The organism is Marisediminitalea lipolytica (genome assembly GCF_001758465.1).
Lineage (GTDB): Bacteria > Pseudomonadota > Gammaproteobacteria > Enterobacterales > Alteromonadaceae > Alteromonas > Alteromonas lipolytica.
In genome coordinates this window covers 117,718-138,579 of sequence record NZ_MJIC01000021.1, presented here as the reverse complement: position 1 = coordinate 138,579, position 20,862 = coordinate 117,718, and the positions used below count along the sequence as shown (strand labels likewise).

Below are 20,862 nucleotides of genomic sequence, written 5' to 3'. Positions count from 1 at the left end.
TCATGTACCTGTATCACTTCGGTATCCGGGAACTGCCTTTTACGCTGACGCCAAATACCAGCTACTTTTTTGGCTTACCCAGCCATAACGAGGCAATGCAGGTGCTGTTAACCGCGCTGAAAACCGGCGAAGGTTTTATTAAGGTGACTGGCGAGGTTGGCACTGGCAAAACCCTGATTTGTCGCAAGCTGCTTAACGAGATACCGGATTTTTTTGTTACCGCCTATGTGCCTAACCCGATGCTGGCGCCAACGGAATTGCGCCGGGCGGTGGCCAATGAGCTGGGGGTGGAGCTGAGTACAGACTGTGACCAGCAGGAATTTACCCAAAAGATTCAGCAAAGGCTGATAGATATTCATCAGCAGCAAAAAAGTGCCGTGCTGATAATTGATGAAGCGCAAGCGTTACCCACCGAGAGTATCGAAGCGCTGCGCCTGATGACAAACCTGGAAACCGAGTCCCGCAAGCTGTTACAGGTGGTGTTGTTTGGCCAGCCTGAACTAGACGAAAAACTGGCGTTGCCGGAACTGCGTCAGTTGCGACAACGAATTACGTTCAGCTACTCGCTGGCACTCATGGATACGGACCAGGTTTATCAGTATGTTCGCCACCGCACGAATGTGGCCGGTTATCGTGGTGGTGATTTATTTAACCGCCAGTGCTGTGAGCTGCTCTACCGGGCGAGCGGTGGTACGCCACGAGTGGTTAATGTACTGGCGCACAAGGCATTGATGCTGGCTTACGGCGAAGGTAAAAATGTCGTCGAGCCAGAACATGTTGCTGCGGCGTCGGCAGACACCGAAGCGGCGCGCACGGTAAGTACCCAATGGTGGCAAAATCCACGGGGGCAATGGGCAATTATCGCCGCTGCAGTACTTACGCTGGCGGTTATTGTGAGTGTTTGGAATATGGGGGCGGCACTGTGAGTGTAGTCAATAAAATGCTGAAAGATTTAGAAAACCGGGAAGCCTCTCAGGCTCCGCCGGCTAACTATCAGCCGCCCGAGAAAAAATCGTCGGCAACCATGCGTATCAGCCTTATTCTTATTGTTGGTGCCTTACTGATTGGTGTTATGTACTGGTGGCCAGTGCCAACGGCTGATCAACCTGCATCACCGGCTGTTGCTCCGATTAACCAGGCTGTTGTAGAGCCACAACAGGCACCCGCAGTGCCCGAAGAGCCTGCCGCCGAAGTTATTTCCGCTACGATGATGCCCGCGGTTAACGAGCCTGCGCTTAGCGAAAGCACAGGACCTGGCGAAGCGCTGCCGGCCAGTGGTGAACAAGCCCCAGCGCCAGCAATCACTAACCGTTTACCGGCCGGGGAAGAATCAGCCTCTGCGGCACAGAAGCCTGCCGCCGTTATCGTAGCGCCGGAGCCTGCCACACCGGTTATAAAACCGAGCTCTGCTGATCCGGAAGACGCACTGAAAGCGCAGATCCGTCAGGCCATCAGTCAGAATGATACGCCCAGAGCGATACAGTTATTGCGCACACTTATTCGTCAGCAACCGGATAACGTGGCCGCCAGAAAACGACTGGCCGCGCTGTATTTCAGCGCCGGGCGTACACTGGATGCCCAGCAGTTGTTGCAGCAGAGCGTGGCCGATATGCCCGGTGACAGCAGCGTCAGGCTAATGTACGCAAGGCTGTTGGTTCAACAAAACGAAACCAAACTGGCTTATTATGCGCTGCAGGATATTAATGAACATGCGCAGCCATCCATTGAATTACTGGGTTACCGTGCCGCACTGGCACAAAAACTGAGTTTAATGGACGAAGCCCTGAAAGATTATGCACAGTTGGTGGTGCTCGACAACGAAAATGCCAAGTGGTGGCTTGGTCAGGCCGTGGTTGCAGATAAACAAGGGTATGTAACACTGGCGACCAACAGCTACCGTGAAGCGCTGTCATTACAGCAACTGGATGCCAATATCGAACAATTTATTCGTCAGCGACTCAACAATCTGACGGGAGTGTCATCATGAGTGGGGTAAAAGTCAGGCTGGGTGATTTGCTGGTTCAGCAAGGCCTGATCAACGAAGAACAACTTACCTCAGCGCTGGCTGAACAGCGCCAGACCGGGCGAAAGCTGGGGGCCACCCTGATCGCCATGGAGCTGGTCAGTGAGAAGCAACTGCTGGAGTTACTGTCGGCTCACTTAAATGTGCCGCTTATCGATATTGACCAGTTTAATGTTAATCCGGCCGCGGTGAAGCTGTTACCGGAAGTACAGGCCCGCCGCTACCGGGCACTGGTGCTTGAAGACCGGGGCGACAAACTGCTGGTGGGTATGAGTGACCCTGCTGACCTTACTGCGGTGGATAACCTGGCTGATTTGTTACCCAAACCCATGGAAGTGGCGGTAGTCAGCGAACAACAGCTCTTTGGTGCGTACGACAGTTTTTACCGGCGTACCGATGAAATCGCCTCGTTTGCTCAGCAGTTAGCCAACGAATACCGCGACGAACAGGAATTTGAACTCACTGCCGGGCTGGACGATGAGCAGGACACGGCCGTTGCCCGGCTGTTGCAATCCATTTTTGAGGATGCCGTACAGGCAAAAGCCTCGGATATTCACATTGAGCCGGATGAACAACAACTGCGCATCCGCCAGCGGGTCGACGGCGTGTTGCAGGAAACGGTTATCCCCGAAAGTAACATTGCCGCAGCGCTGGTTTTACGTCTTAAGCTAATGGCTGGCCTGGATATTTCGGAAAAACGTCTGCCTCAGGATGGGCGTACTCAGGTTCGCGTTAAAGGTCACCGGGTTGATGTGCGTTTATCCACTATGCCGGTGCAATCCGGCGAAGCTGTGGTAATGCGTTTGCTCGATCAGTCGGCCGGGTTACTTACCCTCGACGAGACCGGTATGCCCAAGCCTATTCTGGACCGCCTGCGCACCCTGCTTAAACGCCCCCACGGCATGATTCTGGTAACCGGCCCTACGGGCTCGGGTAAAACCACCACGCTTTACGGAGCGCTTAGCGAGCTTAACCAGCCCCAGCGTAAGATTATTACGGTTGAAGATCCGGTTGAATACCGCTTACCCCGTATTAATCAGGTGCAGGTAAACAGCCGCATAGGCTTAAATTTTTCCAGCGTACTGCGGACCACCTTACGTCAGGACCCCGACATCATCATGGTGGGGGAGATGCGCGATCAGGAAACCGTGGAGATTGGTTTGCGTGGCGCACTAACCGGTCACCTTGTGTTGTCTACCTTGCACACCAACGATGCGGTTTCCAGTGCTATTCGTCTGCTTGATATGGGCGCTGCCGGGTATCTGGTGGCCAGTTCCCTGCGTGGCATTATTGCACAGCGCCTGATTCGCCGTATTTGTGATAACTGCGAGGTGGAACATCAGCCTTCACACGATGAACTATTCTGGCTGAGTCACATCGATAGAAGTGTTGAAACCGTCACCTTTAAGCGGGGCAAAGGCTGTCAGAAATGTAATCACACCGGCTATCGTGGTCGAATCGGGGTGTTCGAGTTACTCGAACTGACCGATCCTATGATGAATGCGCTTAAATCCGGTGATACCGTTGCCTTTGGTGAGCACGCTATGCGCAGCCCCGGCTACAAACCGCTGTCTCACGTGGCTTTGACCTACGCTAAAATGGGCATGACCACGGTAGAGGAAGTGCTGAAACTGGTTGAAATGGTTGCGGAAATACCCGGCAATGAGAAAGACGAAGAGGTGACGACTACCGATAACAAAGGCGCTCAGGGCAGTTCGGGATTAAGTCTTGAGGACTTACCGGATGCCTAAGTTTAGCTATAAAGGGCGCGAGCCCGGCGGCGAAATGCGCAGTGGTATGCTGGATGCGCTGGATGCCAACGCGGCGGCCAAAATGTTACTGGCGCGCAGCATTACGCCCATTTCCATTAGTGAGGTGGCGGGCTCTGGTGAAAAAAGCGAAGTTAAGGTTAATTTTTTAACCCCCCAGGTGAGTCTGGATGAACTGGTGATTTTTTCGCGCCAGATGTACTCCTTGACCCACGCCGGTATCCCTATTCTAAGGGCGGTGAGTAGTCTTGCCGAGTCTTCGTCGTCAATCCGGCTTAAGATTGCGTTATCCGATATTATCAGCTTGCTGGAGCGCGGCCGTACTTTGTCATCAGCCATGCACCAGCACAGTAAAATTTTTGATCGACTGTACGTTAGTGTGGTTCACGTTGGTGAAAACACCGGTCGCCTGGATGAAGCCTTTTTACAGCTGGCGGGCTACCTTGAGAGAGAGCAGGAAACCCGCCGCCAAATCAAAGCGGCCACACGTTACCCTATTTTTGTTGTTATCGCACTCATTGGCGCTCTTATCACAATGAATGTGTTTGTGATCCCCAAATTTGCCGACATGTTTAATAAATTTGGTGCCGAATTGCCAGTGATGACGCGTTTTTTGCTGGGGATGTCGGACTTCTTTATAAATCAGTGGTATGTGCTGATAGGCGGCACGCTGGCACTGGTGCTGGGAATCCGCAGCTATTTGAATACGCCGGATGGAAGGTTAGCCTGGAGTCGTAAAAAATTGCGCTTACCGGTGATAGGTAAGGTACTGGAACGGTCTTTGTTGGCGCGCTTTTGCCGCAGTTTCTCGATGATGCTGCAAGCTGGTCTGCCGTTAACAACCGCACTGAACCTGGTCGCTGAAGCGGTGGGTAACCGCTTTATGGAACTGCGTATTTTAGACATGCGCCAGAGCATCGAGAAAGGCGAAAACCTCTCCCGGGTAACTCAGGCCAGCGGACTGTTTACGCCCATGGTATTGCAAATGGTCAACGTGGGTGAAGAAACCGGTCGGGTGGATGAGTTACTTGCTGAAGTTGCCGATTTCTATGAGCGGGAAGTGGATTACGATCTTAATAGTCTGACAGCAAAAATAGAGCCGATTCTGATAGGTATAGTGGCTGGAATGGTACTGGTGCTTGCGCTGGGGATTTTTACTCCGATGTGGGACATGATGAGCGCAATTAAGGGGCAGTAGGCGTGAAGTCGAAAGATGTTGCAGAACGAAATTTAAGCCGCGTGCTGGTAAACCTTGCCGTTATTATTGTATTTACCGTACTAATGGGCACCGCAATTGTATACCTTTATGATGTTGAGCCCGATGTAGAGGCCGAAATGATGCAAGGCTATGCCCGCCAGTTTGCCACCAGTGCCACCAATGCCCACTGGCAGTGGCAGGCAGAAGGACGGCCCGAAATGATAATGCTGGTGCATTATGATAGCGAGGGCAAAGAAGTCGGTCGTCGCCCTGTGCGCATGGCGCATTTTGGCTGGCCCCGGGTAGAGCCGCATTCAGATAGCTGTTTGCAGCTATGGGAACAATTACTTAATACGTCGACCCGTGTCGAGGGATTCAGAGTGCTGGGTGAGTATTATGCCAGTGACAATGATGGAGCAGGGGCGCCCAATGCCAGGTGCCGTTACCGGGTGAGCACCGGCCCGTATTTCGACTACAGTATTTATACCGGTGTGGTTAAACAATCAGGCAACGGCGAGTGAAACAATTCACAGTTCAGGAGTTATCTATGACAAATAGTAAACAGCACAGCAGTGGTTTTGGCGCTGTTGGCGCAAAAGGGTTTACGCTTATCGAGCTTACCATTGTGGTGGTTTTGCTGGGCCTGCTGGCTGCGGTAGCGATCCCGCGCTTTTTGGATGTTACCGAACAAGCTGAAGACGCCACTATTGAAGCTGTCTCCGGTGGTTTTGCTACCGGCGTAGGGCTGGTTCGGGCCGAATGGGAGCTGGAAGCCCGTCCACGGGAAAACCAGGGGACTAACCTGACGTTTGTTACTATTGATGGCATTATCGTGGGTGTGGACCAAAATACTGGCTATCCCACTGGCCAGTTAAACAATGACAGCAGTACGGAAGACGAGAGTATGTCTGCGCTGGACTGTGAGAGTATATTTAACCTGATTATGCAAAGCGCGCCCACCATAACGTCTGACTGGGCTAACCGGCCGTTTGACAGCTTCCGTTACTTTACTAACTTTAGTAATGGAACAGGCTCTGGTGGCAACGATTTATGCTTTTATTACTTAAGCAAGTCAGTACGTAATTTACAGGCAGCGCCCACCGATGACACACTTGGGGATGGTTTTATATACGACCCTCGTATCGGGCAAGTGGTAGTCTTTAGTAATAATTCATCAAATTAGTGCAGTAAATGCTGTACTGTGTTGAAAAATAGTGAATAATACAATTACAAGTTTATAGGGGAATTAACATGCAACAGCGTGGTTTTACTTTAATTGAATTGATCATCGTGATCGTGATTTTGGGCATTTTAGCAGTGACTGCTGCGCCGCGTTTTATAGATTTTCAATCTGATGCTCGTGGCTCAACGTTGCAAGGGCTGAAAGGCGGACTGCAGGGCGGAGCAAACCTTGTTTATGCAAAAGCAGCTATTGCTGGTGTGCAAAATTCAACAACAGCGGTTGATGTGACTGTTAATGGTTCAGCTGTAAGCACCATTTATGGTTATCCTACTGCCGCTGGTTTATCTGCCGGATTATCTAATTGGACAGATATCGATGTTACTAATGACTGGACACTTACGCTTGGAACAGCTGATGCAGCTACACCGGCTTTAGGATCTGCAGCCTTCACACCAGCATCTGCCGCTTATGACTCTGCGGTTGCTTGTTATGTGCTTTATACTGAGGCTACCGCTAGCTCAGCAGCGACTGTTACTGTTACAACTACAGATTGCTAACAAACGTCCCGGAAACGGAAAACTATGCGGCCTGACCGGCTGACTGGCAGGGGTTTTACTTTAGTCGAGTTAATCACTGTCATCGTGTTAATCGGGATACTGGCCGTTGTGGCTGGTACCCGGTTACAAACCCGTCAGGGTTACTCCGAATACGCCTATCAGGACCGTCTCGTGTCCGCCCTTCGTAATATGCAAACCCGAGCCATGCAGGATACCCGCAGCGGTTTTTGTTTCCGGCTTAATTTTGTTTATGGTGCCAACAGCACCTATGGTCCGCCGTCATTAAATTACTCACCAGGAAACGGTGCGGCAACCTGTGCTGCCGGCATTGCTGCTAATGCGCCAGCTTACTTATCTACGTTATCAACTGAACTCAGTGACGAAAGCATTACCCTTAGCAGTTCTGATGGGGCGAACCTGAACTTTAGTTTTATGGGTTTTGATGCGTTGGGACGCCCTTACAACGACCTGGATAATTCTCCGGATTGCGACACCGGCTCACCTTGCCGGATTACCTTTACCGGCGAAACCAGTGTGGCGGTCTGCGTAGAAGAGGAGGGTTATATCCATGCGTGCTAGTTTGCCGCGAGGGTTTACCCTTATCGAATTAATTATCGGTATTGTGGTGTTTTCTATCATCATGACTGTGATTGTAGGGTTAATTGCGCCGCAATCCCGTTACAGCGTAGAGCCAGTATGGCAGGTGCGCGCCAGCGAACTGGCACAATCGCTGATGAGCGAAATAAACGCCCGCGCGTTCGATGATAATCTGGCCAACAGTAACAGCGGCAAACGCTGTAATGAGTCAGTTGCCTGCACTACATCCGGTAACCTTGGTCCCGATCCGGGAGAGAGCCGAACCTCGTATGATGATGTTGATGATTTTAACGGATTAAACGAATCAGGTGCCACGATTCTGTCGGCCCAGGGAACACCGGTGTTGTATAATGGACAGAGCCTGTACTCCGGGTTTTCGGTACAGGTGCAGGTTTACTACGATGACAACGAAGATGGCATTAATGATGATGCGGGTAATACCGGCACCGTTATCGGTAACGTTAAACGCATTGTTATTGTGGTTACCACGCCGGGTGGTGAGGCCATCACTTTCAGCCAGTACCGGTGGAACCTGTAATGCAAAGATCCCGCGGTTTTACCCTTATTGAACTGGTTACGGTTATTGTGATCCTTGGTGCTGCCAGTGCCGGTATTGCGTCATTTGTCAGAGGCTCTATGCAAACGTACATTGATGTCAGTACCCGTGATCAGCTGCTGTCTGAAAGCCGCTTTGCTATCGAACGGTTAAAGCGGGAATTACGCAGCGCCTTACCTAACAGCGTCAGGATTACGGGAAACACCAGCTACCATTGCATGGAATTTGTTCCTATTGACTGGGCCACGGTATACACCGATTTACCGTCCCCCCCTGACAGTACTTATTATATTGATGTGGTGGCCCTGCACGATATCAACAATCAGCCGTATGTGTTACCCGGTGGTAGCAATTTTGCTGTGGTTTACCCAACCCGGAGCGAGGACGTGTATGACCCTGCCAATGGTCATCGTGTCAACATCAGTAGTTGCAGTGATGATGGCGACGGTGATTGTGCAACCCTTGATGACAGTGATGGCATAGTGCAGCTTGAGGTGACTGGTTTACTGGCTCAGGAGTCACCTGCCTCCCGGGTTTATCTGGTCAGCCATGCGGTGAGTTACTGTGTGTTTCAGAATCAGCTGATACGCTATAGAAATGATTTAGTGTTGAATCAAAGAGGAGCGATATCCGGGCTGCCGGTTATTGCCTCCCACGTGGCTAACGTGCTGTCGGCAGACCCGGTGAATAACCCTCAGGAGGATGATCCCTTCCGCATTATCTCCACCAGTTTGCAAAGCAACTCAATTGCCGAAGTAAGGCTGCGCTTTGTAGATAATAATGAACAGATTGCCTACTTGCAGGAGATCCACATTGATAACATTCCCTAGACTCCGGCAACAGGGTAGCATGTTAGTGATGACCCTGTTTGTGATAATAGTACTGTCGTTTTTAGGCGTAACCATGGTAAATCTGCTATCGTCATCTAATCAGGCCGTGGTGTATGAAGTACTCGGTGCCCGCGCTAAAATGGCGGCGCAAAGTGGCGTTCAGCGGTTATTAACCACCGCATTTCCGCTTAATGCCAGCATTGCAGACTGCTCTGTCACCATCAGCAGTCCGGCTGCCTTTAGCAGTGGTAGCGGCCTGGAAAACTGCAGTTACCAGGCAACCTGCACCACCACACAGGTGGTAAAAAAGAATGTTAATTACAACTACTACCGTTTCGAAAGTACCGGCGTTTGTCAGGCCAATGATATCTGGGCCAGCCGTACCTTCGAACTGGATGCATTTGAAGAACGATAGAACATTATGTTTTATCGGGATTTTTACATAATATGCAGGATGGGGCATAATGAGACCTCAGACTGAAGAGGACTTCTATTTAATTACACTATACTAAAGGACAATAGGCAGTGTACTAAGTTGTTGGTTGTCACAGCGCAATATGTTGTAACAGCTATTGTACAAGTGATATTTTCCTGAGGTAAGCAGTGAGCTGGTTGCGCATTAGTGTTCTGTTTTTTTCTATTCTGACCTTCGCCAAAGCGTTGGCTGCTAGTTGTTCGGCTGTTTTTCCCGATCCGGCTGCTTCTTACTCTTCTTCCGGTTATATTCAGTTTCAACCACAAACCTCTCTTATCGGTAGCGACGGCCAGATCAGCTTTGTCAGTATGGTTGATAATAGTGGTGGCTCCAGCTGTGATACAGCTGCGTGCCAGCTTAGCGGCACTCCGGCTGATGGCATGGCTATTTCCGCTTACCAGTATTCATCAAGTACGACCGACCGCTATATTAATGACAATACGTCCGGTACCTTGAGTGCCGGTGATTACCGCAATATCACGTTGGGAAATGGAGCTACGTTGACCACGTCGTCCAGTGGTAACACGTTTAAAATTAAAAGCCTGAATGTTAATTACAATGCCACCCTGACTCTTCAAAGCGGCATTTACTGGATAGAGACCCTGAATCTCGGCCAAAATGGCCGGTTACAGCTGGCATCGGGCGCTAAGGTGGTTATTTATACCCGCGGTTTTTCTACCAATATCAGCAATCAGGTAAATAGTAATGGTAATCCTGATCAGCTGTTAATGTTCTCTGAAGGCAATATTACCTTTGGCCAGTATTCACAGGTTCGAGGTTACTTCTATGCTCTTGGTAGTGCCAGCTACGCCACTGACGTGAGCCATACCGGAGCGGTAAATGCCAGCCAGGTAACATTACAGGATCGCGCAACCATAACCTATGACGGCAATGGACTCGCCACAATACCAACTGACGGGCTGTGTACACAAAGTGTGGTGTTACCTACCCCCACGGCGCGTTGGACAATGAATGCCTGTTCGCTAACCGGTGCCAGTGGCGAAGTGGTAGACACTATTGCCGGCAACAACGGCCGTTCTTATAACAATCCGAGCACCGATAGCAACGGTAAGCTGTGCCAGGCGGCGTATTTCAGGGGAGAGAGTGACCATATTCGTTTGCCCAACAGCAGCAGCTATCAAACCAGTTCGGGTACACTGTCGTTCTGGATGAAAACCGATGAACTGGCCTATTCCCAGAATTATAAAGATGGTGGCATGGCCATCATCTCTAAAGATAGCCTCAACAACAATAGCGGTCAGTTTACCTTATGGGTCACTTCTGCTGGCGCTATTAAAATAAACCAGGAGTCCGGTTCAACCACTTACCAGATTAATTCAACCCCGGTGATTTTTGAGCGGCAATGGCACCATATTGTTTACAGTGTCGGGCCATCGGGGATGCAGCTATATGTGGATAAAGTCCTGGTTGGCTCAAATACAAGCTATACGTCCGGCTGGCAAAATAATAACCGCACAACCGTTATAGCCGCTAATGCCAGCAGCCACGATGTTAACAACACGTCATATGGCGATATCGGCGATTATTATAAAGGCCGGGTGGATGATTTGCGTTTTTTTAACTCGCAACTCTCGGCGGATCAAATCTCTTTATTGTTTGCCGAATCTGAGTCCGGCTGTAGTGACTGTTCCTCTTCTGCACAGTTAGTCTCACATTGGAAAATGGACGTGTGCAGCCTTAATGGTACCGCTGGCGAAATTATTGATACCGCAGGCACCAGCAATGGTCAGGCACTGGAAGGAACCCGCGCAGAAAATTACGGGCGTTTTTGTCAGGCCGTAAGCTTCGACGGCTATAACGACCATATCAATATTCCCCACAACAGTGCTTATGAGCTGAGTAGCGGTTCGATTTCCCTGTGGTTTAAAGTCGCCAATCTTGATCATAATGACAATGGCGCGGAGTCTTACCAGGCGCTGTTCTCGAAAGATTCAAATGGGCGTGATAACGGCGGTCAGCTAAGTATTTATGTGACCAACGAAGGCAAGTTCTTATTTAAGCACGAGACAGCATCTAATACTCACAATGTTTATTCCGCTGCGGTAATAGAAGAGCGGGAACGTTGGTACCATCTGGTTTATACCTGGAACAGCACAGGCATGTTTGTTTTTCTGGATGGGGTTTATCTGGGCACTTACACTGTCAGTGGTTTAACACTGGCTGGCAACCGCGAGCCGGTAATACTCGGCGCCAGCGCTTTTAATTCCAGCGATAATGCCTCATACAGTAACGAACTGGCCTGGCATATGCTGGGTGATATTGATGATGTGCGCATTTACGACCAGCCAATTTCAACAGCGGATGTTCAGGCCATTTATACCGAGTCTAATTATGTCTGTACTAACTGTAATGGCGAGTCACCGCAACTGCATTACTTGTTTGAGGAGGCAAGCTGGCCCTCTGCCGGTTCAGTGACTGACTCATCGGGCGAAAATCACCACGGTTCACCGGTGGGCGGGGTGACGCCTTTATTACCCACAAACGAGGTTTCTTGTCGGGCGCTGGATGTCCCCTATAACACCACTTATTCCGCGTTAGATGAGGTTAATTCTAACCTGGATCTCAATAGCGTAGGTTCAAGGGGTACAGTTTCTTTCTGGTATCGTAGTGATGCGGCCTGGATAGGCGGCGGTAACCGAACCTTATTCGATGCTACCCGCAGTGAAGCCAGCGACGGCAGTGCCGGAAAATACTTTTTTATGTCGCTGAATAACAACGGCGAAATTGCCTTCGGCATGGAAGATGCCAATGATGGCGACCTGATGGTTAAGACCCAGGCGCTGGGTTATGCAGCTAACCAGTGGGTGCATATCGGGCTGTCCTGGGATGTCGCTTCTGAAGACGTGAATTTGTATGTTAATGGTGACCGGGTCTATATGTACGGCGGCTGGGCTTTCAGCTCCTCGGCGCTGGGCAACGTGAGTACACTCAAAATTGGCGACAGTTCATCTAATCATTTTGTTACTAACATGACGGATAATTCAGCCAATGGCCAGTTTGATGATTTCAGAATCTACGACTACGAACAGTCCAGAGAAGCGGTTCAGTATGATATGGGAATTACCCATGACTGCTTTAGTGTGCATCATTATGAAGTGACTCACCCTGAACAGTCTCTTACCTGCAGCGCCGCTAACGTGACGGTAAAAGCCTGCGCCAACGCCAGCTGTTCGGAGTTGGTCACGGAACCGGTAAGTATAATGCTACCTAATGGTAACTGGTCAGTGCCATCGCCGGTGACCTTTACTGGCGCCTTTTCTACCACTCTGCAGCAAACTATTGCAGGAACGGCGGTGATAAGCATTACTGCCGCCAATCAGGAGTCGGCACCAGAAAATCCTACTCAGTGCACCACCGACTGTAACATCGATTTTGTGAATGCCGGTTTTGAGTTTTACGATACCGCAGCGCCATACTCTCAGGCGTTGCCGGACATTATTGCCGAATCAGACTTAGGCCGCATTGGCCTGCGCGCGGTGCAAAATAATGCTGGTGTATGTCAGGCGTTATTAACCGGGCCGCAAAGTGTTAATCTGGGCTTCGATTGCATCGATGGCGGTACCGGTTACTCAACAGATACCTGTAGAGTACCCTTAGGGAGTATTCCAGTAGCCGGAGCAGGCAGCGGTGTAAATACCAGCTCGGTTGTCCTAACGTTTAATGTTAATGGCGAAACCAGCCTGAGCGGCATGCGCTATGCCGATGCAGGACGGGTGGCACTATCGGCCAGCGCCATGGTGAACGGGGTCACAATTGAATCCGGCAGTAATCAGTTTGACAGTATTCCAGCCAGAATTAACCTGGGCGCTACCGCAGCATACCCGCAGGTGGCAGGGGCTGAATTCAGCGTTTCTATGACAGCCCTGGGCGCTAACAACAGTGTGCTGCCCGGATACTCACCGGGCACCATGCAGATGAACTTCACCCGGGTTGCGCCCACTTCATCGAGTGCCGCCGAAGCACAGATTTTTGTCGGTGCTGCGCAATCGGTAACCAGTGCGGTGAGCCCTGGCTGGTCAAATGTGAATATTGGAGCGTTTAACAACGGTAGCTGGAGTTATGTTCAGGCCTATGTCAGTGATGTTGGCTTTTATACATGGGATGTGCAGGATGCGGATTATCTGGGCAATGTTATCAGTGCCAACGGGCTGGGGCCGGGTAAGATCATTCCGGCTTACTTTGATGTAAGCAGCGTCACCACGCCACAGCTGGATAATCAGTGTAGTGGCCAGTTTACCTACATTGGCCAGCCCTTTGATTTTGCTACGGGTAGCGAGCCGGAGTTTACGGTAACTGCGTATAACGCCAAGGGGCAAATTACGCGCAATTATTCGGAAAGTTTATGGCGACTGGCACCAGGCAGCGCCGGTCTGAATGCCATCAGTTTTAGCGATAACAGCGCTTATACCGGCGCCTTAAACACGCTTAGTAAAGGCGACACGCCGGTGGTAAGCGACAATGCTGATTACGACGGTGAAGGCAAAATCAGCATTCTGAATACTCAGCTAAGCTACAGTAAAATTGCCACGCCAGGCACGAGTACGGGTAATGGCTCTACCTTCGAGGCGGATATTGGCATGACAGTGGCTGCATCCTTCTTTACCGATGCCGACGGGGTTTGTTATCGCAGTAGCTATCCGGGCAGTTGTCAGGGCTTTACCGTTAGCTCCATAACCGGCACGCCCATGCGATATGGCCGGTTAAGACTGGAGAATACTTTTGGCCCTGAAACCGAAACCCTGACTGCACCGCTGGTCACCGAATATTTCGATCAGGGGGAGTGGCTCAGAAATACCGCAGACAGCTGTACGGCACTGAGTTTTTCCCAATCCAGTGGTCAGCTTTCGGTGGCTAATGTTTCCATGGGAAGCGATGAGCAGGATGTAAGTGCTTACTTGCAGAGTATAACCAGTAGTGGTGTGATAACCGGCGGCGTAAGCCCGGATGACATGATCAACCTTGGCCCGGCGATGAACAACGGCGTAGCACTTCGTGGTGCGGTGCGACTCACCCTGGAGCCAGCAGCCAGCGGGGCGAACTGGTCAACCTACCTTAATGTCGACTGGGATGGTGACGGTGACATCGACGACGATGACAAACCTGCCGCTGAAGCATTCTTTGGTATTTACCGGGGCAACGACAAAACTATCCATATCCGCGAAAAATAGGCTTCTCTTCGCGGCCACCCCGATTTTCAGGGCGTTCAACTAAAGTTGCCTTGCTCCTTATGCTGCGCTGCAGTAATCTCAATATCGTCCGGCTGAAGTTGCTTTAGCATTTCCGGTGAATAGTTTTTCAACCGAGTTCGGGCAGTATTCAAAAAATCTAAATGGAGTAAAGGTTTTGCGGATTTCTCTCGTACTGTGTTGTTTGCTGCTGGTTTCCCATAAATTAATGGCCGCAGCGTGTTCCGCGACCTTCCCCGACCCGGCATCTTCCTATCACTCAGGTGGTGACATCACGTTTAATTATCATTCACGTCTTATCGGTGGTGACGGTGTGCTGGACGTTAAGCGAATGGACGATCAATCAGCCGGGACCAGTTGCGATTCAGCGCCCTGCAGCATCTCCGGAAATCAATCTGAGTCAATCACCCTGACACCATTTAAGAAGTCGTCCAGCAAGAGCGATTTGATCCTCAATTATCGCGAAACTGGCGCGATCAGCCCCGGTCACTACGATAATATCGAGCTAAGTAACGAAAGCGTTCTTAATACCACGGCAAGTGGCACCTACTACATTGATAAACTGGATTTGAAATACCGGGCAACGGTGTATTTGTCGAGCGGCACCTATTGGATCGACACGCTGAATATGGACAATGAAACCAACCTGCGTCTCATGCCGGGGGCTCAGGTAACGCTGTATGTAAAACATGACTTCGAGGTAAAGTACCGGGCTGGCCTGAATCGTTACGACGACGCCGATGCGGGTAACTTTTTGTTGATTGCTCACAATAATGCGAAAATTCATAATGAAGTTCAGATCAATGGCTTTTTGTATATTAAAAAGCGCATTGAATATGATTACCGCGCCCGGCATGTTGGTGCGGTGAATGCCAGAAATATCCTGCTGCAAAATGAAGCTTCGATTACCTATGCGCCCTCAGCAATTTCAAAACTGCCGGTGGGCAATCTTTGTGAAACGCCCGAAACCCTGCCTGATCCGGTTGGTCACTGGCCGTTTGACGTGTGCAGCCTTACCGGCAGAGCTGATGATTTACCCGAGCTGATCACCGGTAACCATGGTACCTCGAGTAATTCCCCCGGCATTAAGGAAAATGGCAGGCGTTGTCAGGCCGGTCAGTTTCGTGGCAATGGCGATATAATCAGTATCCCCCATCATCCTCTGTATGCTGATGAGGACTTTTCAGTTTCATTCTGGATGTACACGGATGATTTGAGCTACACCCATCAATCACCGGCTGGTGGCATGACTATGCTGTCTAAAGATGTCAGTGGTTTTGGGGCGGGAGGCCATTTTTCATTGTCGGTAACATCCACTGGCAATATTACGGTTAAACAGCAATCCGGCTATGCCAGCTATCAGATGCAGTCTGCTCCGGTAATTAACGAGCATCAGTGGCATCATGTGGTTTACACTACCGGGGGCGCGGGGATGCGCCTTTATGTGGATAAGGCGATGGTCGCCTTCAACAAAAGTTATACTGATGGTGTGATCGCCAACGACGCGCTGATTACCCTCGCTGCCAATGCCGGCTCGCTCAGTGGTCCCGCCCAGAATGTCGCGCAATTGACAGACTTTTTTCGTGGTGAACTGGATGATTTGCGTATTTACGACGGTCAGTTAAGCTCAGCGCAGGTGACCTTGCTGTATGACTTACAGGCAGAGACATGTATCACCTGTCAGTCCAATGCTTATCTTGTATCGCACTGGGATTTTGATATGTGTAGTCTGAATGGCCAGGCCGGCGATGTGGTTGAAATAAAAAACGGCTATCACGGTACCTCGCACACAGGCACAACACTTAATAACACAGGCCGCTTTTGTCAGGCATTAGACTTTAACGGCAAAGCGTTTGTTGACGTTGAGCATCAGCCTGATTTTGCGCTATCTGCAGGCACTATTGCGTTCTGGTTTAAAGTTGACTCGCTCTCCGGTGTTGCCAGTGATCGGATGGCGCTGGTTTCAAAAGATGGTCGTCAGCCAGGTAGCGAGGGGTATTTCACCTCTTACATCAATGGGCTGGGGAAGCTTATTTTTCATCAGGAAACAAGTACGCAAACCGATGAAGTGGTGAGTGACGCGACTCTTAGTGCCGGACAATGGCACCACATTGCTTATCAATGGAGCGCGAGCGGGATGCGGTACTACATCGATGGCGTATTCCAGGGGAGCCATGCAACCGCTTATTCCTGGCAGCTGAATGAGCAACCATTGGTCTTCGGTGCCTCGGGCGAAAATTTTGCTCAGGGCTATGCTGATAAGGCCCTGGCGAGTCAATACCTTACTGGTAGTCTGGACGATATCAGACTCTATAACGGACTACTCTCTGCCGGTGAGGTACAGGCGCTGGTGGATGCGGCTGATTACACCTGTATTAACTGCAACGATACAGGACCGACGGCTGAGTACAAGTTTGAGGCCCTGTCGTGGTCCGGGGCTGCCAGTGTTGAGGATAGCTCAGGGCATAGTCACCACGGCACGCCATTAAATGGCGTAACGCCTGAGTTGCTATCCTCTCCGGTTTCATGTCGGGCGTTAAACGTGCCATACAATGATGATTTGGCCAAAGTCGCGGTTGATACATTAGTTGATGTTAATACCATCGGTGAGAGGGGGACAATTTCATTTTGGTACCGCAGCAATACAAGCTGGATAAATGGTGGTAACCGGCAACTCCTCGATGCCAGTCGCGGGGATAAGTATTTTTATCTGACATTACTGGACAATGGTAAACTGGCATTTGGTCTGGAGGATTCGGCGGATAAGTATCTGCAATACCGCTCAAATGACATGAGTTTTATGGCCGGTGAGTGGGTACATATAGGCTTGACGTGGGATATTGTTAGTCAGGATATCCACCTGTACATTAATGGCCGTGAGGAATTTATTGGTGGAAGTTCCACCCTGATTCAAGCCGAACTTGGCGCCCTTGATACGCTGGTAATAGGCGACAATTCGTCAGCCTACATCGTAGGCGACATGACCCCTAATTCTGCCAATGGCTATTTCGATGATGTACGCATTTACAGCTTTGAGCAAACCCTTGGCCTCGTACGGGCAGATATGCGCAATACCACCGAGTGTTCCAGTGTCCATCACTATGAAGTGGTTCACCCTTCACAGGCGCTTACCTGTGACAGTGCAGATATCACGATAAAAGCCTGCGCTAATGGCGAGTGTACCGAGTTGGTGTCACACGCAGTAAACGTTAGTTTGCCGGCAGGTGACTGGTCTGAAAGCTCGCCCTTAACCTTCACCGGGAGCACTTCTTTAAGCCTGGGGCAGGCTCAAACCGGTGCATTCGGGATTTCCGTAACCGGTAGCGACGCGACATCGGTTGCTGAACATGGCACAACTTGTTCGGCCAACTGTAGTATCAACTTTGTCAATGCCGGTTTGGCGTTTTACGATGCGTTAGCGCCTTATCAGGCCAGCTTACCTGATCTTGTGGCGGAGTCGGATTTAGGACGCATTGGTTTAAGGGCCGTGCGCGACAATTCAGGTGTGTGTGTGGCCATGTTAACCGGTGCTCAGAACATCAATCTGACTTATGACTGCATCGACGGTGGCACATCTTACTCTCCTGATCAGTGCTCAGTCCCGTTTGCCGGTATATCGGTAAGCGGGGATGGCAGCACAACCAATAGCGGCACTGTCAGTGTCACTTTTAATCAAAATGGAGAGGCAAGTCTGAGTGGTTATCACTATGCGGATGCTGGCAAGGTCGCATTGCAGGCTTCGGCTAACATTGCTGGCGTGGTACTTGATTCTGGCAGTGTACAGTTCAACAGCATCCCGGCTGCATTAGTGCTGGCCAGTACCGCAGCATCACCGCAGGCAGCGGGCGCAGACTTTGAACTGGCTATTCAGGCTGTGGGAGCCAGTGGCAGTGTGCTACCCGGGTATTCGCCGGGCTTATTGCAAATGAGTCTGGCACGTTTAACCCCTCAGTCTGCCAGTGCTGGTGACACCCGTTTAAAAATTTCAGACTCGCTGGTGTTAACCAGTGCAATAAACAGCACCTGGGTAAGTACCGGAGTAGGGCCATTTACCAACGGTGAATGGCGTTACAGTCACGCAAGCAGTGATGATGTGGGGGTTTATTCCTGGGATGTTCAGGATGCCGCGTATTTCGGTAATGTCATTGACAGTGACAGCCTGGCATTGAATCGTTTTATCCCCGCCTACTTTGACGTTGCGCTGGCCGTCACCCCGCAATTAGCCCAGCAATGTAGTGGCCGGTTCACTTATATTGGTCAGTCATTTGAAATGGCAGCCGGCAGCGAACCTGAACTTTCTGTTACGGCGTTAAATGCACAGGGGCAGATTACACAAAATTACTCTGGCACCCTATGGCAACTTAACCCCGGCAACGCGGCTTTATCCGCGGTCAGCTTTGCTGATAATAGTCAGTACCATGGAAATTTGGTAACGCTAAATAACGCCCATACGCCGATAGTGGCCGAGCAGTCAGATTATGACGGCCAGGGGGTTATTTTGTTGTCTGGTAGCCAGTTTCAGTATGCAAAAATTGCAACGCCGTCTGCGGGGGCTGGCAACGGTTCAGCATTTGCCGGCGATATAAGTATGACAATCGGCGCGGCATTTCTGACTGACAATGACGGAGTTTGTTATCAGAGTGCGTACCCCGGAACCTGTCAAAGCTTTGCTATTCCCTCGATTCAGGGGAGTGAAATGCGCTACGGCAGGCTCAGAATCGAAAATACCTTCGGCCCCGAAACCGAATCGTTGAGTGCACCGATAGTGGCTGAATATTATGAGCAGGGAAACTGGCTGATTAATAAAGACGACAGTTGTACCGTGCTGAATTTCTCACAAGACAACGGGAGTCTTTCTATAGAGAATGCTTCTGTCGGGACTGATGAATCTGATGTAAGCGCCTACCTGCCAACAGTAAATGGCTATGGCACACTGGTGTCAGGTAAGAGTCCGGCAGCTGCGTTATCCCTCGGCCCGGCTATGAACAACGGCGTAGCGCTTCGTGGTGCGGTGCGACTCACTCTTGAACCAGCGGCTAGCGGTGCCACCTGGTCACAGTATCTTAATATTGACTGGGATGGTGACGGTGACATCGACGACGATGACAAACCTGCCGCTGAAGCATTCTTTGGTATTTACCGTGGCAATGACCGCACTATCCATATGCGTGAAGGGTTCTGATGGCGCATTTTTATGAAATCGCCGCACAATAGTTGAACGCCTGCTAAAGGTCGCGGTCGAAGTAGCATCAAAATGAACTTCGGGCGCGGCTTTTTTTGCTTTATGCAGGTTGTTTACTTGCTCAAAATAGCCCCCATTGTTAAAGTGTGCGGATAGTTGTTAAATCACGTCCAGCCGCCTTATTCCCGCACTTCACGGCGCAGTGACAAGTGCTTATTACAGGAAATACCACTTCATGTTTAAAAAACTTCGAGGCATGTTCTCTAACGATTTGTCCATCGACCTCGGAACAGCCAATACGTTGATCTACGTTAAAGATCAGGGGATCGTGCTGAATGAACCTTCGGTTGTTGCTATCCGTCAGGAACGCGCTGCCGGCCCGAAAAGCGTAGCCGCGGTTGGTGCCGAGGCAAAACGTATGCTCGGCAGAACGCCAGGCAATATTCGTGCTATCCGACCAATGAAAGACGGCGTAATTGCCGACTTCTTTGTCACCGAGAAAATGCTTCAGCACTTTATTAAGCAAGTGCACGACAATAACTTTTTACGCCCAAGCCCGCGCGTGCTGGTTTGTGTTCCCTGTGGTTCCACCCAGGTAGAACGCCGTGCCATTAAAGAATCCGCCCTGGGCGCGGGTGCTCGTGAAGTGTATCTGATTGACGAGCCAATGGCAGCAGCGATTGGTGCCGGCTTACCCGTGTCAGAAGCCACAGGTTCAATGGTGGTCGATATCGGTGGTGGTACTACCGAAGTTGCTATTATTTCCTTAAACGGTGTGGTGTATTCTTCGTCGGTTCGTATCGGTGGTGATAAATTTGATGAAGCTATCATTAACTATATCCGCCGTAATTTTGGTTCACTGATTGGTGAAGCCACCGCCGAGCGTATCAAGCATGAGATTGGCGCGGCTTATCCGGGCGAAGAAGTACGCGAAATCGAAGTGCGCGGCCGTAATCTGGCCGAGGGTGTACCGCGCGGATTTATCCTTAACTCAAACGAAATTCTGGAAGCACTGCAAGAGCCGTTAACCGGTATCGTATCGGCAGTGATGGTGGCGCTGGAGCAATCTCCGCCAGAACTGGCGTCAGATATTTCTGAGCGCGGTATGGTACTTACCGGTGGTGGTGCCTTGTTGAAGGATCTAGACCGCCTGCTGATGGAAGAAACCGGCATTCCAGTGGTTATCGCTGACGACCCACTCACCTGTGTGGCCCGTGGCGGAGGCAAAGCCTTCGACATGATAGACATGCATGGTGGAGATTTGTTTAGTTACGAGTAAATAAAT

14 protein-coding genes are annotated in these 20,862 nt (G+C 50.5%); all 14 read left to right on the top strand.

Annotated elements, in window-relative coordinates:
- Positions 1–2 precede the first annotated feature (2 nt).
- The 14 genes from BFC17_RS22120 to BFC17_RS22055 all read left to right on the top strand — a co-directional run bounded on the left by BFC17_RS22120 (position 3) and on the right by BFC17_RS22055 (position 20,856).
- Complete coding sequence (locus BFC17_RS22120; RefSeq protein WP_070178697.1) at positions 3–926, top strand: ExeA family protein; 924 nt, start codon at positions 3–5, stop codon at positions 924–926.
- On the top strand, positions 923–1,987 hold the full coding sequence (locus tag BFC17_RS22115; protein WP_070178696.1) for a tetratricopeptide repeat protein: 1,065 nt from the start codon (positions 923–925) through the stop codon (positions 1,985–1,987). The genes BFC17_RS22120 and BFC17_RS22115 overlap by 4 nt, the downstream gene beginning before the upstream one ends.
- Positions 1,984–3,774, top strand: a complete 1,791-nt coding sequence (locus BFC17_RS22110) for a GspE/PulE family protein (protein ID WP_070178695.1) — start codon at positions 1,984–1,986, stop codon at positions 3,772–3,774. The genes BFC17_RS22115 and BFC17_RS22110 overlap by 4 nt, the downstream gene beginning before the upstream one ends.
- The gene (locus BFC17_RS22105; RefSeq protein WP_070178694.1) at positions 3,767–4,990 is read left to right on the top strand and encodes a type II secretion system F family protein; all 1,224 of its coding nucleotides are present in this window, start codon (positions 3,767–3,769) and stop codon (positions 4,988–4,990) included. The genes BFC17_RS22110 and BFC17_RS22105 overlap by 8 nt, the downstream gene beginning before the upstream one ends.
- 2 nt (positions 4,991–4,992) lie before the next feature.
- Positions 4,993–5,511 (top strand): hypothetical protein, encoded by a 519-nt coding sequence (locus tag BFC17_RS22100; protein WP_070178693.1) that lies wholly within the window; start codon positions 4,993–4,995, stop codon positions 5,509–5,511.
- Positions 5,512–5,537: 26 nt separating this feature from the next.
- The gene (locus BFC17_RS22095) at positions 5,538–6,173 is read left to right on the top strand and encodes a pilus assembly FimT family protein (RefSeq protein ID WP_070178692.1); all 636 of its coding nucleotides are present in this window, start codon (positions 5,538–5,540) and stop codon (positions 6,171–6,173) included.
- Positions 6,174–6,241: 68 nt separating this feature from the next.
- Positions 6,242–6,730: a prepilin-type N-terminal cleavage/methylation domain-containing protein gene (locus BFC17_RS22990; protein ID WP_070178691.1), complete on the top strand. Its 489-nt coding sequence runs from the start codon at positions 6,242–6,244 to the stop codon at positions 6,728–6,730.
- Positions 6,731–6,754: 24 nt separating this feature from the next.
- Positions 6,755–7,309: a type II secretion system protein gene (locus BFC17_RS22085; protein WP_070178690.1), complete on the top strand. Its 555-nt coding sequence runs from the start codon at positions 6,755–6,757 to the stop codon at positions 7,307–7,309.
- Positions 7,299–7,865 carry a type IV pilus modification PilV family protein gene (locus BFC17_RS22080; protein ID WP_070178689.1) on the top strand — a complete coding sequence of 189 codons (567 nt, stop codon included), beginning with the start codon at positions 7,299–7,301 and terminating at the stop codon, positions 7,863–7,865. The genes BFC17_RS22085 and BFC17_RS22080 overlap by 11 nt, the downstream gene beginning before the upstream one ends.
- Positions 7,865–8,713, top strand: coding sequence for a type II secretion system protein (locus BFC17_RS22075; protein WP_070178688.1), 849 nt, complete (start codon positions 7,865–7,867; stop codon positions 8,711–8,713). Before BFC17_RS22080 ends, BFC17_RS22075 begins: the two co-directional genes overlap by 1 nt.
- On the top strand, positions 8,697–9,128 hold the full coding sequence (locus BFC17_RS22070; protein WP_139142166.1) for a type II secretory pathway component: 432 nt from the start codon (positions 8,697–8,699) through the stop codon (positions 9,126–9,128). Before BFC17_RS22075 ends, BFC17_RS22070 begins: the two co-directional genes overlap by 17 nt.
- Before the next feature lie 188 nt (positions 9,129–9,316).
- A complete protein-coding gene (locus tag BFC17_RS22065; RefSeq protein WP_070178686.1) occupies positions 9,317–14,377 on the top strand; it encodes a laminin G domain-containing protein in 5,061 nt (1,686 codons plus the stop codon).
- 175 nt (positions 14,378–14,552) lie between these two features.
- A complete protein-coding gene (locus tag BFC17_RS22060) occupies positions 14,553–19,577 on the top strand; it encodes a LamG domain-containing protein (RefSeq protein WP_139142165.1) in 5,025 nt (1,674 codons plus the stop codon).
- Between the two features lie 235 nt (positions 19,578–19,812).
- Entirely contained in the window at positions 19,813–20,856 is a 1,044-nt protein-coding gene (locus BFC17_RS22055) for a rod shape-determining protein (RefSeq protein ID WP_070178684.1), read from the top strand.
- Positions 20,857–20,862: the final 6 nt, after the last annotated feature.

What these genes read in the sequence shown, in the direction of transcription:
- BFC17_RS22120 (WP_070178697.1), top strand. Translation starts at nt 3, where the DNA reads ATGTACCTGTATCACTTCGGTATCCGGGAACTGCCTTTTACGCTGACG.
- BFC17_RS22110 (WP_070178695.1), top strand. Translation starts at nt 1,984, where the DNA reads ATGAGTGGGGTAAAAGTCAGGCTGGGTGATTTGCTGGTTCAGCAAGGC.
- BFC17_RS22105 (WP_070178694.1), top strand. Translation starts at nt 3,767, where the DNA reads ATGCCTAAGTTTAGCTATAAAGGGCGCGAGCCCGGCGGCGAAATGCGC.
- BFC17_RS22095 (WP_070178692.1), top strand. Translation starts at nt 5,538, where the DNA reads ATGACAAATAGTAAACAGCACAGCAGTGGTTTTGGCGCTGTTGGCGCA.
- BFC17_RS22990 (WP_070178691.1), top strand. Translation starts at nt 6,242, where the DNA reads ATGCAACAGCGTGGTTTTACTTTAATTGAATTGATCATCGTGATCGTG.
- BFC17_RS22085 (WP_070178690.1), top strand. Translation starts at nt 6,755, where the DNA reads ATGCGGCCTGACCGGCTGACTGGCAGGGGTTTTACTTTAGTCGAGTTA.
- BFC17_RS22080 (WP_070178689.1), top strand. Translation starts at nt 7,299, where the DNA reads ATGCGTGCTAGTTTGCCGCGAGGGTTTACCCTTATCGAATTAATTATC.
- BFC17_RS22075 (WP_070178688.1), top strand. Translation starts at nt 7,865, where the DNA reads ATGCAAAGATCCCGCGGTTTTACCCTTATTGAACTGGTTACGGTTATT.
- BFC17_RS22055 (WP_070178684.1), top strand. Translation starts at nt 19,813, where the DNA reads ATGTTTAAAAAACTTCGAGGCATGTTCTCTAACGATTTGTCCATCGAC.